This window comes from Hwanghaeella grinnelliae (assembly GCF_004005845.1).
GTDB classification, from domain to species: Bacteria; Pseudomonadota; Alphaproteobacteria; order UBA8366; family Aestuariispiraceae; genus Hwanghaeella; species Hwanghaeella grinnelliae.
Genome location: NZ_SADE01000001.1, coordinates 709,862 through 726,943, shown reverse-complemented (window position 1 = coordinate 726,943; position 17,082 = coordinate 709,862). Strand labels below are relative to the sequence as shown.

General features: G+C 59.4%; 14 protein-coding genes. 11 read left to right on the top strand and 3 right to left on the bottom strand.

Translation table 11 applies throughout. From position 1 onward, the window contains the following. The first annotated feature begins 10 nt into the window (after positions 1-10). The 8 genes from EOI86_RS03240 to EOI86_RS03205 all read left to right on the top strand — a co-directional run bounded on the left by EOI86_RS03240 (position 11) and on the right by EOI86_RS03205 (position 9,435). Complete coding sequence (locus EOI86_RS03240) at positions 11-1,717, top strand: FAD-dependent oxidoreductase (RefSeq protein ID WP_127763692.1); 1,707 nt, start codon at positions 11-13, stop codon at positions 1,715-1,717. A 200-nt stretch (positions 1,718-1,917) separates the two neighbouring features. Further along, a complete protein-coding gene (locus EOI86_RS03235; protein WP_127763691.1) occupies positions 1,918-2,880 on the top strand; it encodes a TAXI family TRAP transporter solute-binding subunit in 963 nt (320 codons plus the stop codon). 150 nt (positions 2,881-3,030) lie between these two features. Continuing rightward, positions 3,031-5,043 (top strand): TRAP transporter permease, encoded by a 2,013-nt coding sequence (locus EOI86_RS03230; protein ID WP_127763690.1) that lies wholly within the window; start codon positions 3,031-3,033, stop codon positions 5,041-5,043. Further along, entirely contained in the window at positions 5,040-5,270 is a 231-nt protein-coding gene (locus EOI86_RS03225) for a hypothetical protein (RefSeq protein ID WP_127763689.1), read from the top strand. The genes EOI86_RS03230 and EOI86_RS03225 overlap by 4 nt, the downstream gene beginning before the upstream one ends. A 312-nt stretch (positions 5,271-5,582) precedes the next feature. Continuing rightward, on the top strand, positions 5,583-6,560 hold the full coding sequence (locus EOI86_RS03220; protein ID WP_127763688.1) for a C4-dicarboxylate TRAP transporter substrate-binding protein: 978 nt from the start codon (positions 5,583-5,585) through the stop codon (positions 6,558-6,560). Between the two features lie 149 nt (positions 6,561-6,709). Next, entirely contained in the window at positions 6,710-7,204 is a 495-nt protein-coding gene (locus tag EOI86_RS03215) for a TRAP transporter small permease (RefSeq protein WP_161973666.1), read from the top strand. Beyond that, positions 7,204-8,484: a TRAP transporter large permease gene (locus EOI86_RS03210; RefSeq protein ID WP_127763686.1), complete on the top strand. Its 1,281-nt coding sequence runs from the start codon at positions 7,204-7,206 to the stop codon at positions 8,482-8,484. Before EOI86_RS03215 ends, EOI86_RS03210 begins: the two co-directional genes overlap by 1 nt. Before the next feature lie 33 nt (positions 8,485-8,517). Then, a complete protein-coding gene (locus EOI86_RS03205) occupies positions 8,518-9,435 on the top strand; it encodes an SMP-30/gluconolactonase/LRE family protein (protein WP_161973665.1) in 918 nt (305 codons plus the stop codon). Here the strand turns inward: EOI86_RS03205 and EOI86_RS03200 are convergent. Next, the gene (locus EOI86_RS03200; protein WP_161973664.1) at positions 9,411-10,097 is read right to left on the bottom strand and encodes a GntR family transcriptional regulator; all 687 of its coding nucleotides are present in this window, start codon (positions 10,095-10,097) and stop codon (positions 9,411-9,413) included. The two genes, EOI86_RS03205 and EOI86_RS03200, sit on opposite strands and share 25 nt — an antisense overlap. Positions 10,098-10,336: 239 nt before the next feature. Here EOI86_RS03200 and araD point away from each other — a divergent pair, with 239 nt between their 5' ends. From araD to EOI86_RS03185, 3 genes are all read left to right on the top strand, one after another. Continuing rightward, a complete protein-coding gene (araD, locus tag EOI86_RS03195; RefSeq protein WP_127763683.1) occupies positions 10,337-12,067 on the top strand; it encodes an L-arabinonate dehydratase in 1,731 nt (576 codons plus the stop codon). Between the two features lie 43 nt (positions 12,068-12,110). Next, complete coding sequence (locus EOI86_RS03190; protein ID WP_127763682.1) at positions 12,111-12,821, top strand: ribonuclease activity regulator RraA; 711 nt, start codon at positions 12,111-12,113, stop codon at positions 12,819-12,821. Positions 12,822-13,030: 209 nt separating this feature from the next. Further along, positions 13,031-14,035, top strand: a complete 1,005-nt coding sequence (locus EOI86_RS03185; protein ID WP_127763681.1) for a LysR family transcriptional regulator — start codon at positions 13,031-13,033, stop codon at positions 14,033-14,035. A gap of 15 nt (positions 14,036-14,050) precedes the next feature. Here the strand turns inward: EOI86_RS03185 and ltaE are convergent, their stop codons facing one another. Both ltaE and EOI86_RS03175 read right to left on the bottom strand, forming a co-directional pair. Beyond that, the gene (gene ltaE, locus EOI86_RS03180; protein ID WP_127763680.1) at positions 14,051-15,121 is read right to left on the bottom strand and encodes a low-specificity L-threonine aldolase; all 1,071 of its coding nucleotides are present in this window, start codon (positions 15,119-15,121) and stop codon (positions 14,051-14,053) included. A 104-nt stretch (positions 15,122-15,225) separates the two neighbouring features. Then, on the bottom strand, positions 15,226-17,058 hold the full coding sequence (locus tag EOI86_RS03175) for an HD family phosphohydrolase (protein ID WP_240035562.1): 1,833 nt from the start codon (positions 17,056-17,058) through the stop codon (positions 15,226-15,228). Positions 17,059-17,082: the final 24 nt, after the last annotated feature.

Sequence of the window (17,082 nt, the reverse complement as noted above, 5' to 3'; positions counted from 1 at the left end):
GGAAACAGCGATGGCGGCCACTTCTTACGACTGCGACGTTCTTGTGGTGGGCTCCGGCGCGGGCGGCCTGGCTTCCGCCGTCTGCGCTGCTCATCGCGGTTTGAAGGTTCTCGTCGTCGAGAAGGAACCGGTCTACGGCGGCACATCCGCGCGGTCCGGGGGATGGATGTGGATTCCCTGCAACGCGCCTGCTGTGCGCGCGGGCATCGACGACAGCCGAGAAAAAGCCACCGAGTATTTGAAACACGAGACGGGCGCGCATTATGACGAAGCCCGCGTGCAGGCCTTCCTGGAAGCTGGGCCGAAGGCGGTCGATTTCTTCGAACAAAAGACCAGTCTGCAATTCGACCTGGGCCCCACCTTCGCCGATTATCACCCGACCGCGCCTGGCGGCATGGACGCCGGCCGCTCAATTGTCGCGCGCCCCTTTGACGGGCGTGAATTGGGCCCGGAGATCAAACGCCTGCGGCCGCCACTGGCGGAAATAACCTTCGTCGGCATGATGATTGGCACGGGCAAGGAACTGCTGCATTTCTTCAATGTCACGCGGTCGCCCATCTCGGCCTTTTTCGTCGCCAAACTTCTCCTGAAATTCGGACGGGACCTACTTTTCCACGGCCGATCCATGCGGTTGATGAACGGTAACGCGCTGGTGGCACGGCTGGCGAAATCCCTCTTCGACAAAGGCGGCGAAATCTGGACCCGCGCGCCGGTGAAGCAATTGATCAAGGGCGATGACGGCCGGATTTCCGGCGCCGTGCTGCACACCGTGAAAGGCACGGTCGAAGTCCATGCCGCCAAGGGCGTCGTACTGGCCGCGGGCGGTTTCCCGCAGGACCCCGTCCGCCGGAAAGAATTGTTTCCGCACGCACAAAGTGGGCACGAACATGCCTCCCCCGCGCCCCCGGGCAATACCGGCGACGGCTTGCGGCTGGGTGAGGATGTCGGCGCGACGGTGGACGATACCCTTCCCAATTCCGCAGCCTGGGTTCCGATTTCCCGCCCCGTGCGCCCGGACGGCACATTGGGCACGTTTCCGCATTTCGTGGATCGGTCGAAACCGGGCGTCATCGCCGTCACGCGATCCGGTAAACGGTTCTGCAACGAGTCGAACAGTTATCACGATTTCGGCCAATCGATGACCAAACGCTGCAACGAGGAAGGTGGGGAAATCTGCGCCTTCTTCATTTGCGATCATCGAACCCTGCGCAAATACGGGCTTGGCTATGTGAAGCCCGCGCCGGTGCCTTACGAGCATCACATCAAGAAAGGCTATCTGTTCCGCGGCAAGACGCTGGCCGAACTGGGCGAACAGATCGGCGTCGACCCTGCCCAATTGGCCAAAACGGTCGAGGGCTTCAACGGCCCGGCCCGGCAGGGCGAAGACCCGGAATTCGGCCGCGGCACGACCGCTTACAATCGTTCCTTGGGGGACCCGGAACACAAACCAAACCCCTGCGTCGCCCCGATTGAAACCGGTCCTTACTACGCGGTGAAACTCGTGATGGGTGACCTGGGCACATATGCCGGGCTGCGCTGCAACGAGAACGCCCAGGTTCTGGACGATTCGGGGAAGCCGATCGCCGGTCTTTATGCCGCCGGGAACGACGCCGCCAGCATCATGGGCGGAAACTATCCAGGCGGCGGCATCACGCTCGGCCCGGCGGTAACGTTCGGCTATATCGCCGCGCGCCACATGTCCGGCGCGAACGAATAAGGATACCCGGACCGGCACCCGGTTTTGGCGCCTTGGACAACAGTGCTGTTCCCGGTGAATCGCCGTTCATTAATTTGACATCCCGGCCGTCCACTTCATACTCTCGATCAAAGGGCCGGCCGCTTCGGAACAAGGCTCCATAATAAGCGGATAGCCGAAAAAGATCCGAACAACTCAGACATCCCAAGGGAGGGAACCAAATGAAGAAGTTCATTCATGCTCTCATGCTGTCCGCACCGCTGGTGCTGGCCGGCAACGTCGCCGCCCAGGCGGACGAATTCATCCGCATTGCTTCCGGCCCGTCCGGCGGCAGCTGGTACCCGCTGGGCGCCAAGATGGCGGAAATCTTCAACGACATCGACGGACTGGCCGTTTCCAACGGTCCCGGCGGCGGCGTCGGCAACGTGCTGGACGTCAACAACAAGGAAGCCGAAATCGGCTGGACCTATGGCCACACCGCCTATGACGGTCTGAAGGGCAACGCCCCGGTCTTCAAGGCAGCGAACCCGAACATTCGCCACCTGGCGACGCTCTACCCCGCCGCCATCCAGACCGCGGTTCCGAAGGACTCGGATATCCAGGGCTACGGCGACCTGAAGGACAAGAACCTTAGCCCGGGCAAGCTCACCTGGTCCGGCTATGCCGCCGCCCAGCTGATCTTCAGCAAATACGGCTATTCGGTAGACGATGTGAAGAACGCCGGCGGTACGGTTCACCATGTCGGTTATTCCGACTCCGTCTCGCTGATGAAGGACGGCCATATCGACGCCTATACCGCACTGACCAGCTTCCCGCAGGCAACCTTCCTGGATCTGGAATTCAGCCCCGGCATCCGCTTCCTGCCGGTCGACAAAGAGGTTCTGGACGGTATCCGCAAGGAAAATCCCGGTTACATCCAGGTCGACCTTTCGGGTGAGCAGTACAAGTCGCTTGAAGGCAAAACGGTCCCGACGCTGGGCGCCGTCACCATCATGGTCGTGAACGCGGACGTGCCGGATGACGTTGTCTACGAAATCACCAAGGCCCTGTGGGAACATCACGACGATCTGGTTCAGGTGAAGGACGTCTGGAAGACCGTCAAACTCGAGAACGCCCTGCTCGGTGCCGCCCTGGACGTGCATCCGGGTGCCAAGCGCTTCTATGACGAAAAAGGTGTGAAGTAAGAAGCCTACCCGGCTTTTTCTTGAAGCGCGTGAAAGGTTCCGGGGCAGTGCGCCTCGGGACCTTTCGCCTTCAAAAGACACTGTTTTCCCCTGATATCCCCGGCCCCGGTTCACACCAGGCCTTTTTTCGATGCGAAGTTTTGATCCGACATGACCGATACCACCAGCACAGCCCCTGAAGCAGACGCGGAAGCACTCAACTACGACGAGGTCCGTGAATACTCGGTCTTGGAAACCGCGCTGATGCGGCGTGGATTCGATGTGATCAAATGGCTGGCTGTCGTCGTTTCGACCATCGCCATCTCGCTCGCGCTTTTCCATCTGTTCATCGCGCTGTTCGGCACGCCGGAATCACGCGCCTTCCGGTCCACGCATCTGACCGGCATGATGGTGCTCGCCGTCCTGCTCTATCCGCTTGGCCGGGAAAAATGGTCGGTCCGCCCGACAACGTCGCTGCAATGGGGATTGTTCGCTTTGGACCTGCTGATGGTCTTGGCGATCCTGGGCGTGCAGGTCTACACGCTTTACGACCTGGATGCCTTCAATCAGCGGGAAGGCGCGCTTATCACCTCCGACCTATGGGTCGGTGCCTTGCTTATCGCATTGGTCATGGAAACGACACGGCGCGCGGTCGGCATCCCGATGGTGCTGGTGACCCTGTTCTTCGTCGCCCATACGCTTTACGCCAATTACTTCTTCGGGTTCCTCTATGGGCCGCCGACCTCGTTCAAGAAATACATGGATATCGTCTTTATCCGGTCGGAAGGCATCTTCGGCATCCCGATTTCGGTTGCCGCGACCTATATCGTGCTGTTCATCATCTTCGGCGCTGTCCTGATCCGGACGGGCGCGGGGCGCATGTTCATCGACCTGGCCATCGCATTGACCGGGCACCGGACCGGCGGCCCCGCCAAGGCCTCCGTCGTGGCCAGCGCCTTCCTGGGCACGGTTTCCGGTTCCGCCGTAGCCAATGTGGTGACCACCGGGTCTTTCACCATCCCATTGATGAAAAAACTCGGATACCGGTCGAAATTCGCTGGCGCGGTCGAAGCCTGTGCCTCTTCCGGCGGGCAGATCACGCCGCCGATCATGGGGGCCGCCGCCTTCATCATCGCGGAATTCATGCGGGTCAGTTATTTCACCGTCATCATCGCCGCGATCATCCCGACGCTGCTGTATTTCGCGACCATCTATTTCATGGTCGATATCGAAGCGGAAAAGGACGGCATCAAACGCCTCGACCGCCGTACCCTGCCCAAGGTCTGGCACGTACTGAAGCACGGCTGGCATCAGTTGCTTACACTGGGTGTCCTGCTCGCGCTGCTGGGCATGGGTTATTCGCCGATGATGTCCGCCTTCTGGGCCATCGTCGCCCTGGTTGCGCTCAGCTTCCGTGACCCGCTGACCCGGTTGAGCCCGGTCGATCTGCTGGCCGCCCTGGAATCGGGCGTTCGCGCGGCGATGCCGGTTACGGTTGCCTGCGGCTGCGCCGGTATCATCATCGGGTCCATCTTCGTTTCCGGTTTGGGGCTGAAGTTTACTAACGAAGTCATCGGCATCGCCGACGGCAATCTGTTCATCCTTCTGACCTTGACCGGTATCGCCGCCATCATCCTGGGCATGGGAATGACGACGACGGCGGTCTATATCACCGTCGCGGCGTTGATCGTTCCCTCCCTGATCCAAATGGATGTGGCACCGATGGCGGCCCATATGTTCGCCTTCTATTTCGGCGTCGTGTCGACGATTACGCCGCCGGTTGCGTTGGCATCCTTCGCAGCCGCCGCCATCGCCGGATCGAGGCCGATGGAAACCGCCGTGGAATCCGCCCGGATCGGCATCGCCAAATATCTGGTTCCCTTCGCCTTCGTCTATAACCCTGCCCTGCTTTTCGAAGGTCCGGTTTGGCTGACAATCCTTTCCGGCATCCTGGCCTTCATAAGCCTGTGGGGCCTGTCCGTCGTGCTGGAAGGCTGGTTCAGGGGCCGCGTCCCCCCCATTACCAGGGCCATCCTCACCGTCTTGTCGCTGATGGCGCTGATGCCGCCGTTGGAAGACGTCATACCGGGGGTTCCGGGCTTCATTCTTCCCGTACTCGGCGCCGCCGGGATCGTTTTCTTCACATATACCCGTCAACGTTCGATGCCGGAGACCGCACGATGAAACTCTCAACCCTCTTCATCGGCCGTCCTGTTTATTGGATCCTGGCCCTCGCCATTATTGCCGCCCTCGCCGTGCTTGGCGCGAACCAGATGCATGTCAGGCATTTCGTGTCGTTCCAATTCATCATCCTGGGCATTGCGGTTTCAGCGGTCGCAATCGTGCTGGCCGTATACAAACCGGGTGAGCGGGCAACACGCGATCCCTTGGACCCGGAAGGCGACGCGTAAGCCGACTTTCCGTTTTCCACCCGGTCCTTTGATTCCAGTCAGGCCGGTCCCAATGCGCTCCCCCCGGCCTCCCCCGGCCTCCCCCCGGCTTCCCGCCCGCGGGAAGGTCATCCTTTAGTAGTTCCCGCGTGCAACGATTTGCCGGCGGTGCGTGAACTGCGCCCTATCCCCAGAAATCCGCCCCAAATCCACGATGTGCATTGACGTCCGCGCAATTGTTATTTTAATATATTAGTGTAACAACCCGGCATAACACCGTCGTCGCGCTTGTGCGCGGCCATAAGGGATCGGGTCCACCAATGGGAGGAACTAATGAAATTCGGTAAATCGCTGGCCTTGGGGACAGCACTTCTGCTCGCCACGCTGTCGACACAAACAATGGCGGCGGACTTCACCTTGAAATTGGGCTCCGTCCTATCACCGACCGACCCGCTGCAGATCGCGGCGGAAGGGTTCAAGAAATCGGTTGAGGAAAAATCCGGCGGCCGGATCGAAGTCCAACTGTTTCCCAGTTCTCAACTGGGCGATACGCAGGACATGATGGATCAGGCCGCAGCCGGCGCCAATGTCGGGACATTCGTCGAAGCATCGCGGGTTTCCGTCTTCGTGCCTGAATTCAACGTCCTCGTCGCACCCTATGCATTCTCTGACGTCAGCGAACTCGCTGAATTCGTCGAGTCCGACACCTTTGCTTCCTGGAACGAGAAACTGAAGGAAAAGAGCGGCCTGACCCTTTTGTCGTTCAATTGGTACCAGGGCGCGCGCCACATGCTGACCAAAAAGCCGATCACGAAACCGGCCGATCTGAACGGCGTTCGTGTCCGCACCATCGGACAGCCCTTGTGGGTCGAGACGATCAACGCCATGGGCGCGGTCGCGACACCGCTTCCCTGGGCAGAGGTCTATCCTTCCCTGCAGACCGGGGTGATCGACGGCGCGGAAGCCCAACCCTCGGCGATCTGGGGGGCGAAACTGTATGAAGTGATCAAGAACGTCACCCTGACCAAGCACATCTTCCTGATGAGCGGCATGCTGGTATCCGACGCCTGGTTGAAATCCTTGCCGGCCGATCTGCAGGCCATCGTCACCGAAGAATCCAAGCGTTGGGGCGCAAGCGCGCTGAAATCCAACGTCGACGGCGCCGAAAAGATCTTCAACGACATCCGCGCTACCGGCGTCGAAGTCACGGCCATCGACATCGCGCCGTTCCGCGACGCCGTCAAACCGGTTTGGGACAAGCTGGAACTGACCGACCTTGTCGCCGAAGTGCAGAAAACGCTCGGCAACTAAAAACAAACCTCCTGTTCAACGAGGCAGGCGCAAGAACGGCCGTTCCGGCCGGTCTCATGGTAGACTGGACCGGAGCGGCCGTTTCTCTAAGACCGTTCTTCGGCAATGTTTTCATGCCTTTTACAAGTCTTCTTCGGGGGGGACGAATTGTGAGAAAAGCCTTGGCGCTCTTGCGGCGCATCGAACTCTATACGGCCATCACCCTATTGGGCGTGATCGTCGCCATCGTCCTGGCAGGCACGATCGGACGGTATGGCGGGCATCCGGTCATCTGGTCTGATGAAGTGGCGCAGGCGCTGTTCGTCTGGCTCGCTATGCTGTCGGCGGACCTCACCCTTCAGCGTTCCGGTCACTTCCGGATAAACGCCTTAATCGGCCTTTTGCCGGAAACGCCCCGGTTTTTGCTCGACCTCGCCATCAAACTCATCATCGCCGCGCTGCTGGTCGTGCTGGTCTATTACGGCGTGATCCTGGCAAAGGTGTTTAACCCGCGTCCCTTGCCGATGACGGGCGTCCCCTCTTCCTATGCCGGCGCGGCCCTGCCCATCGCGTACGGGTTGATGCTGATTACAGCGGTGGAGCAAATCATCGACCATATCCGTCACAAAGGTACCGTCGAACCGGACGTATTGGATGTAATGTAATGATCGGAACCATCGCCGCCCTCTTCTTCATCGGTCTCGCCATCGGTATTCCCGTGGCCTTCGCGCTGGGCCTGTCGACGCTGCCGCTGTTTCTTTTCGCCGACTATATGCCGATGACCGTCGCCATGCAGCGCATGTATGGTGCGACGCAGTCCTTCCCGCTGCTTGCCGTGCCTTTCTTCATTCTTGCCGGCAACCTGATGAACAATGTCGGCATCACCGACCGCCTGCTGCGTTTCGCCCGTCTGCTGACCGGCTGGATGGTCGGGGGATTGGCCCAGGTTTCCATTGTTCTCAGCGCCTTGATGGGCGGTATTTCGGGGTCCGCCGTTGCCGATGCCGCCATGGAATCCCGCCTGCTGGGCGACGCGATGTACAAGCGCGGCTACGATAAGGGGTTCACGGCGTCCGTCATCGCGTTTTCCTCGGTCATCACCTCCACCATTCCGCCCAGCATCGGGTTGATCCTGTTCGGTTTCATCAGCGAGGTTTCCATCGGCCGACTACTCCTTGGCGGTGTCGTCCCAGGAATCCTGATGACCGTGGTTCTGATTTTCGTCACCTCGATCATCGCGCGCCATAAAGGATACGAACCGGACCTGCCGGAGAAACCGACGCTGCGGGAATTGGGGAAAAGCTTCATCGAATGCCTGTGGGCGCTGATGTTCCCGGTCTTCCTTTTGATCGGGTTCCGGTTCGGGTTCTTCACCGCGACGGAAGCCGGCGCCATCGTTGTGGTCTATGCCCTGGTAATCGGCCTATTCGTCTACCGGGAATTGACCTGGGACGGGCTGATCGGCGCCATGCGTGAATCCGTTTTCGACATCGGCATGGTCATGTTGATCATCGTAATGGCGGCCGTGCTAGGCCATGCCCTGACGGTGGAACAAGCGCCCAGTGCCATCACCGGTTTTCTGGCAAGTCTGCCGGGCGAAAAATACCTGACGCTGTTCGTCGTGCTGGCCCTGGTCTTCATCGCGGGCACGGTGATGGAAGCAACCGTCAACGTCCTGTTGGTGACGCCACTGGTCCTTCCGTCCCTCGTCCATGTCGGCTTCGATCCGGTGCATATGGGCGTGGTGATGATCATCCTGGTTTCGCTTGGCGGTAACACGCCCCCGGTCGGGGTCATCATGTATACCGTCTGCGGCATCTTGAAATGCAGTTTCGGCGAGTTCGTTAAATGGTCGTGGCCCTATATCGCCGCGATGGTAGGATTGATCGCGGCCCTGGCCCTTATACCGGACCTGGTCCTGTTCCTGCCCAACCAATTGATGTGACCCGACCGATTGACCCGATCCACTGATATGACCATGCCGCCCAACGCCCCGTCGTCCACCCTGCAATTCCGTCGGCTGTCCGACGCCCGCGCCATGCTGGGCGAAAGCCCGGTATGGGATGCATCCGCCAACGCCGTCTGGTGGGTCGATATAGACGGCAGCAAAGTGTTCAAGACCGATGCGGAAACCGGCGCGACACGGGTATGGCCGGCCCCCGAATTCGCCGGCTGCGTCGCGGTTTCGGCAACAGGTCAGATCGTTGTCGGCATGGAAACGGGCCTATTCCTGTTGAATTGCGATAGCGGTGCTTTCACCTGTGTCGTGGACCTTGGACGGAACGGTGTTCGGTTCAACGATTCCACCGTCGACCGGAACGGCACTCTTTGGGCCGCGATCATGGATGTCGACAACACCAAGCCGATTGGAACGCTGTTCCGGATTACGCCGGATTTCACGGTCACCGAGGTCATGTCCGGCTTCATCACACCCAACGGACTGGCCGTCGATGCGGAACGCGGACGACTCTATGTTTCGGACTCGCACCCCTCAATTCAAACCGTGTGGTGGCATCCGATCGATCTGGACGACGGGTCGGTCGGGGAACGTCACGATTTCTTTCCAATGCACGATCACAGCGGACGGCCGGACGGCGCCACTTTAGATGCGGACGGAAACTACTGGATCGCCGGTGTTGGCGGCGCCGCCGTGCATAAGTTGGATCCGGACGGTACCCATCTGGCTGAATACGCCACTCCCATGCCGGCACCGACCAAGCCCGTTTTCGGGGGGGCGGACCTCACCCGTATTTTCCTGACATCGAAGGCAGATGAAACCGGTGGCGAAGGTGGCCATTTGACCGTCGCCGACACATCGGAAAACGGCAGCGCCGTAACGCTGTTCGGGGCGCGCCCAGACGCCCGGGAAGACTATTCGGCGGTTATCGGGAAATGATCCGGAAACAATTCCGTCAAGGTTTCCAGCCGCGCCAAGGTGCCGGCAAGATGGGCCCGCATCGCCTCCTTAGCGTCTTCCACACGCGACTCCCGGATCATGTCGATGATCTTCGTATGATCGGCAATCACGCGCTCGGGCTTCCGTTCGCCCTGCGCATGAAGATGAAGCCGGCGAAGGCGGTCCAACGGGCCGCTGCGCGATTCCACAAGATCATGCAGACCCTGTTTGTCCGCCGCGATAAAAAGGCCGCGATGGAATTGCTTGTCGAGCCGATCGAACTCCTCCAGCTCCCTATCACGGGCCAGAACCCATTCCATCCGCGCCAGACTTTCCTGTGCAGCATCGATCTTGCTTTTGTCCGGGTCCGCGGCAAGCAGGGCGACGATCTCCGTCTCCAGCGCCGTTCGCAGGAATTGGCATTCACGCACCAGACTATCGTCGATCAGCGTCACCACCGTCTTCGATTGCGGAAAGATGTCCAAAAGACCTTCGGCTTCCAAGCGCTGGATCGCGTCGCGCAACGGCGTCTGGCTTACCCCGTAATAGGCCGACAATTCCTGCCGCGACAAACTACTGTTCGGCGGAAGTTCCAAAGAAACGATGCGTTTACGCAAGTCCGCATAGACTTGGTCCGCAAGGGGTGTTCTTTTGTCCCCCATCCATCGTTTTCCACTGGCATTCATTCTCATCTCACCAAAACTTTTTTGGATTCACGCTGGCCCATCCAGCAATCCATAAGGGACAACATACACATGGATTTGCGAAGTTAAAACTAATATATTAATATCATAACAACGATTCAACTCTGGCCATGTTATTGGAATCGGTAACGATTGGCGGGGTGAGCACCGAAGCTGGGAAAACCGGCAACGACCGACTTGGGAGGAAGAAGGAAGGCATGGCAAAGACCAAAGAAACGCTCCGCAGCGCGCGGTGGTTTGCGCCCGACGATCTAAGGTCATTCGGGCACCGGTCCCGCATGATGCAGATGGGATACGACCCGGAAGATTGGACTGGCCGTCCGGTTATCGCGATCATCAATACCTGGTCGGACGCACAGCCCTGTCATGCCCATTTTAAGCATCGTGTGGACGATGTTAAGCGCGGCGTGCTTCAAGCCGGTGGTTTCCCGCTGGAATTGCCCGCCCTTTCCCTATCTGAAAGTTTCGTGAAACCGACCACGATGCTCTATCGCAATATGCTGGCGATGGAGACAGAAGAACTGTTGCGGTCGCACCCTGTCGACGCGGCGGTCCTGATGGGCGGTTGTGACAAGACCACCCCGGGCCTTGTTCTGGGGGCGATCAGCGCCGGCCTGCCCAGCATCTACCTGCCGGCAGGGCCGATGTTGCGCGGAAACTACAAGGGCGAGTATCTGGGGTCCGGCTCCGACGCCTGGAAGTACTGGGACGAAAGACGTGCCGGGAATATCTCAGACAAGGAATGGGTCGGCATCGAAGGTGGGATCGCGCGTTCCTACGGCCATTGCATGACAATGGGAACCGCATCGACAATGACAGCCATTGCGGAGGCTTTGGGCCTTACCCTGCCGGGCGCCAGTTCTATTCCCGCGGCCGACGTCAACCATATCCGGATGTCGACGCAGACCGGACGCCGAGCCGTCGAAATGGTTTGGGAAGACCTGGTTCCGTCCGAAATCCTGACCCCCGCCGCCGTACGAAACGCCGCCGTCGTCGCGATGACCATGGGATGTTCCACCAACGCGGTTATCCATCTGGTCGCCATGGCGCGCCGAGCCGGTGTCGATTTCACTCTCGACCAACTCGACGCATTGGGACGCACGACGCCGGTCCTGGCGAACGTCCGCCCCAGCGGCGACAAATACCTTATGGAGGACTTCTATTATGCCGGCGGGATACGGGCGCTGATGGCCTCCCTCGGCGACAAGCTGGACCTGACGGCGAAGACGGTTGCGGGCGTCACGCTGGGCGAAGGGATCGATGGGGCCGAGGTCATCAACGACGATGTCATCCGACCGATCACCAACCCGGTTTATCATGAAGGCGCCTTGGCGGTGCTAAGGGGGAATCTTGCGCCCAACGGATGCGTCATCAAACCATCCGCCTGTGCCGAACATCTTTTGGTCCATGAAGGACGGGCCATCGTTTTCGACAGCTACCCGGAAATGAAAAAAGCCGTGGACGACCCGGATCTGGATGTGACCGAGAACGACATCCTCTGTCTGCGCAATGCCGGCCCGCAGGGTGGCCCGGGAATGCCGGAATGGGGGATGCTGCCCATCCCGACAAAGCTGGTTAAGAAAGGCATTCGCGACATGCTGCGCCTGTCCGATGCGCGGATGAGCGGTACGAGCTATGGCGCCTGTATCCTGCATGTGGCACCGGAATCCCATATCGGCGGTCCGCTGGCGTTTTTGAAGACAGGCGACATCATTCGGGTCGACGTCCCGAACCGGTCAATCGACATGCTGGTGGACGAGGACGAGTTGGCCCGCCGCCGAGCCGCCTGGGTCGTGCCGAAACCGTATTACGGACGTGGTTATGGCCATGCTTTCGCGAAACACGTAAAACAAGCGGATGAAGGCTGCGACTTCGATTTCCTGGAAACAGGGTTCGGAGAACCGGTTCCGGAACCTGACATTTTCTAGCTAAAACAACATCCCGAACCATCGGGAAAACGGGGAACAATCAATGAATCCAGAAACCCGAGAAAAACTCTCCGCGGTCTCCTGTGCGACACTGACCACGGCGTTGTTCAAACGCGGTCTGCGCAATGTCTTCATCCAGAACGTTCGGCCGATAGCCGCGAAAGAGCGGAACATGGTTGGGCCGGCCTTCACCCTGCGCTACATTCCCGCGCGTGAGGACTTGAACCCGATCACGGTTTTCCAAAACCCGGAACACCCGCAAAGGGCCGCTATCGAGCAATGCCCCGAAGGCCATGTCATGGTCATCGACAGCAGGCAGGATGCACGGGCAGCATCCGCCGGGGACATCTTGATCCGCCGCCTGATGAAACGCGGGGGCGCCGGCATCGTAACGGATGGTGGGTTCCGAGACAGCCCGACAATCGGCACGTTGGAAATTCCGGCCTATCAGCAGCGCCCGTCCTCACCGACGAACCTGACGCTGCATCAGGCCATCGATTTCAATCTTCCAATCGGCTGCGGCGGCGTTCCTGTCTTCCCGGGCGACATCGTCGTCGGTGACGGTGAAGGTGTTGTCGTGATTCCCGCCAATATTGCCGACGAGATTGCCAATGAGGCCCATGAAATGACGGCGTTCGAAGACTTCGTGACGGAACAGGTCATGGCAGGGCAATCCATCATCGGCCTCTACCCGCCGACCAATGAGCAAACCTTGGCCGACTTTGCCACGTGGCGAGAAAAGAACGGCCGCTAAGCGGCAATCCCCACGATTGTTCGTGCAGACGATGTTGCGGTGCGACAACCGGGCCCACTTGTGTGGGACCCGGTTTTTCCGTGTATATAAGCACTATCACAATTATTTGCTGAGCATCCTGAAATGACCCGCTTTGTTGAAGCAGCGACAACGCAGGGACCCGCGCCATCCGAACGGGCGCGTCCCTTTTCCGCGCGGGCCGATAACGCATGACGGACAATTCCATACGCTCAACCGGATCTGAAGCGAAGACCGGCACGGACCTCACGTTGCGGGGTTTGAAAACCTTCGTTGCGGTCGAGGAAACCCGTACCATCGGCGGCGCGGCGGAACGGATCGGAAGCAGCCCGTCGAGCGTCAGTCAGCAAATCACTGCGTTGGAACAGGCAGTCGGCGCGAAACTGTTCGACCGACGCGGGCGTCCGATCACCTTGACGCCGGCCGGGCAGGTGCTGCGCAGGCACGCGCATAAAATTCTGGAAACCGTCGCGGAAGCACAGACGGAATTGGCCGAACTGAACCTGACGGCCCTGCCGAAGCTCAACTTGTCAATCATTGACGATTTCGACGTTTCCCTGACGCCGGCGCTTGTATCCCGGCTGCAGGCTCAGTTCCGCAACTGTTTCGTCAGCGCGTCCTCAGGCCGGTCCGACGTAATGGTCCAGGAACTGGTCAGCCGTCGGTCCGACATTGCGATTGCCGCGATCCTGCCGGACGACACCAGCGCGTATTGGGTGACGCCGCTTCTGCGTGAAAATTACTTTATGATCTGCGCAAAGGGCGTCATCGATCCGGACCAAGAAATCCTGCCCCAGCTCTCCGCTTTGCCCTGTGTGCAGTTTTCTGAAGAAACCCATGCCGGCCACCAGATCACGCAGCATTTGCGGCGGGTTCGGTTTACCCCACCTCGGCGCTTCGCCTTCGACGCGTCACGGTCGGTCTATGCATCGGTCGTGCAATCGGGCGGCTGGGCTTTGACCTCACCGTTGAACATGTTGGATGCCGAACGGTTCGCCCCCTATATCGACGTGCACCAAATGCCCTTCCCTGCCTTGTCGCGGCGCATCTGGCTGATCGCCCGATCGGACGAGTTGGGCCGCCTACCGGAACGGCTGGCAACCGATTGCCGGCGCATCATCAACCGGCAAACAATCAGCCGGATCGTGGAAATCGCGCCGCAACTGGTAAATGCGATCGAAGTCCTTCACGAATAAGACGGAGCGCCGGGGTCAGGCGGAGCACGCATCCCCGAAGGCCGACACCACCTTGTCGACATCATCGGCACTGACGTCCAAATGCGCGACCAGCCGGATCCTGCTGCTGCGACCGGAAATCTGCACGCCGCGTTCCAGCAAGGCCGACGGCAAACGCGCCACCAAGGCATCGGACAAATCGACAAAGACCATGTTCGTGTTACACGCCACCACATCGAGCCCGTCGACATTCAAACCCGCAAGGCCGTCCGCCAATTGTGAGGCATGCAGATGGTCTTCAGCCAAACGGTCGATATTGTTTTCCAATGCATAAAGACCGCAGGCCGCAATGACGCCAGCCTGCCGCATCGCGCCGCCGAGCATTTTCCGGATCCTGCGCGCTTTGGCGATCAAATCCGCCGACCCGACCAGAACCGACCCGACCGGCGATCCCAAACCCTTGGACAGGCATACGGATACGGTGTCGAAATAGGCCCCAACTTCTGCGGGCTGGACGCCCAGGGCAACAGCGGCATTCATCACCCTGGCCCCATCCAGATGGGTGTTCAGGCCCGCTTCCCGTACAACGGCGGTCGCCTTGGCCATATAGTCCATGGAAAGCGGCATGCCGTTATGAGTGTTCTCCAGCGATAGTAGGCGCGTCACCGGGAAATGCGGATCCGGCAATTTCACCGCCCCCTTGATCGCGTCCAGCGGTATTTCCCCGACATCGTTCGTCGGGATCGAATAGGCAGCGACGCTGCCGAGGACGGCCGTCCCCATCGCTTCGTAGGTCACGATGTGATAGCCGGTTCCAATGATAAATTCCTCACCCCGCCCGCAATGCGCCATGACCGCGGCCAGGTTCGACTGCGTGCCGCTAGCAAACAGAACCGCCGCCTCCTTGCCCATCAAATCCGCCGCCTTTGCCTCCAGCGCGTTCACCGTTGGGTCGTCGCCGTAGACGTCATCGCCAACCGCCGCCGAGGCAATCGCGTCATACATGCCTTGCGACGGCCGCGTCACGGTATCGCTCCGCAGATCGATGACGCGGTTTGCACCGGAAAAGGCGGCCGGGCGGTCCGACGAAGCGGCGGGATAGGTCATTTTTCAGCTCCAGTGGCGGATCGAAGAGGGAATACGGAATTGCCGTATCCTATGTCTGCGCGCGCTGCAAACGCTTTGCAGGCAAAGCTTCATTGACCGTGGGTTCAGGCATCCACCGCGGAAAGCAGATCGGGTGCCGGAAGATAGTCCTCGATATCCACATCGTCGATCTGCTGCGGTTCCAGGAATTGGTCAGCATATTTCCGCCATACGCCTGACCGCAGGAAGAGGTCAAACAGATCCGCGTCGATATGCTGATCCTTGACCATGAAGCTCATGATCCGAAGGGACTCGCTGATCGTCTTCGCCTTTTTGTATGGCCGGTCGGCGGCGGTCAGCGCCTCGAAGATATCGGCGATGGCCATGACGCGTGCCGGCACCGACATTTCGGACTTCGTCAAACCGCGCGGATAGCCTGTTCCATCCATCTTCTCATGATGTCCGCCCGCATATTCCGGTATCCGGCGCATGTTCTTCGGGAAGGGCAGTTGTTCCAGCATTTTGATCGTGACGACGATATGGTCGTTAATCGTTTCCCGTTCCTCGCTGGTTAAAGTCCCGCGCCGGATGGAGAGATTGTACAACTCGCCGCGGTTATACTTGCCGACCTCATGCTCCGGCAGATCGCCCAGCAAAGGTTCCAGACCGGGCGTAGACGGCATCTTGTGCTTCAGGAAGGTTTCTTCCGCCGGACTCAATCCCAATGTTTTGTCGAAATGGCGCATCCAGGTCTGCTGCGCAATCTCATTCAATTTGGCCAGGGCGTCGTCATCCATGAACTCGCCGCCCACATTGGCCTGAGCAACAAACTTGAATTCTTCAGCCAGTCGCGTGCATGCCGCATCGAACTGGGCTTCCGCCTCGGCCTTGTCCTTGCCGGCCAGTTGCGCCTTGAGGCATTCGATTTCGGCATCCCGGCGCAACACCTCGAACCTGGTTCGAATTTCGTTGATACGGTTATAGATCGTTTCAAGCTTCGAGGCCTTGTCGACCACATATTCCGGCGTCGTCACCTTACCGCAATCATGTAGCCAGGCCGCGACATGCAGTTCGTACCATTCCTCCTCGGTCAGATCGAAATCGGAATAGATACCTTCCGTGCTTTTGCAGGCCGCATCGACCAACATCTTGGTGATCACCGGCACGCGCTGGCAATGGCCGCCGGTATAGGGCGATTTGTCATCGATCGAAGACGCCAGCATTTCGATCAACGAATCCCACAGCCGCCGCTGTTCATTGATCAGCATCGAGTTTTCAAGCGCCACGGCAGCCTGACTGGTCAGCGCCTCGATCAAGGGCTGAAGCTTACGGTCGAAAGAGACCGTCTTTCCCGTCGCATCCCGCGCGTTGATCAGCTGCAGGACGCCGATGACCTCCTCGCTCGTATTGATCATCGGCACGGTCAGAAAGGATTTTGACCGATAGCCTGTGCTTTCGTCGAATTTCTTGGTGCCGCTGAAATCGTAATCTTCCGCCTCATAGGCATCGACGATGTTCACGGCTTGGCGCTGATGCCAGACGTTGGACGCAACATTGTTCGTATTCTTGGACCCATCTTCTCGGACAAGCGGCACCGGTGGGAACGGAATTTCCTTGCCCGTCGTCCCACCGAGCGCGACCTGCAGCGTATCGTTGCGCATGATCTTGAATGCCAGGCCCGTCTCGTCTTCGGTGGTCAGATAGAGTGTGCCGCCATCCGAGTTATAGATCTGCTTGGCTTCCAGCAGGATCATCTCCAGCAAGCGATCGGTATTCCGTTCCGCCGACAGGGCTATGCCCAGTTCGATCAAACGCCGGATAACACGATCGCCTTCACGCCGCCCGCCGAACACCCCGGACGAACGCCTTTCGGCCTTCGCCTGCAGTCCATAAGGGTCCCTTTCCGGAGACAGCATAAAATCCGGCGTGGTCGTCACGTCCTGCACGTCATCAGTCAAATGGATTCAGCCCTCACCCCGTAT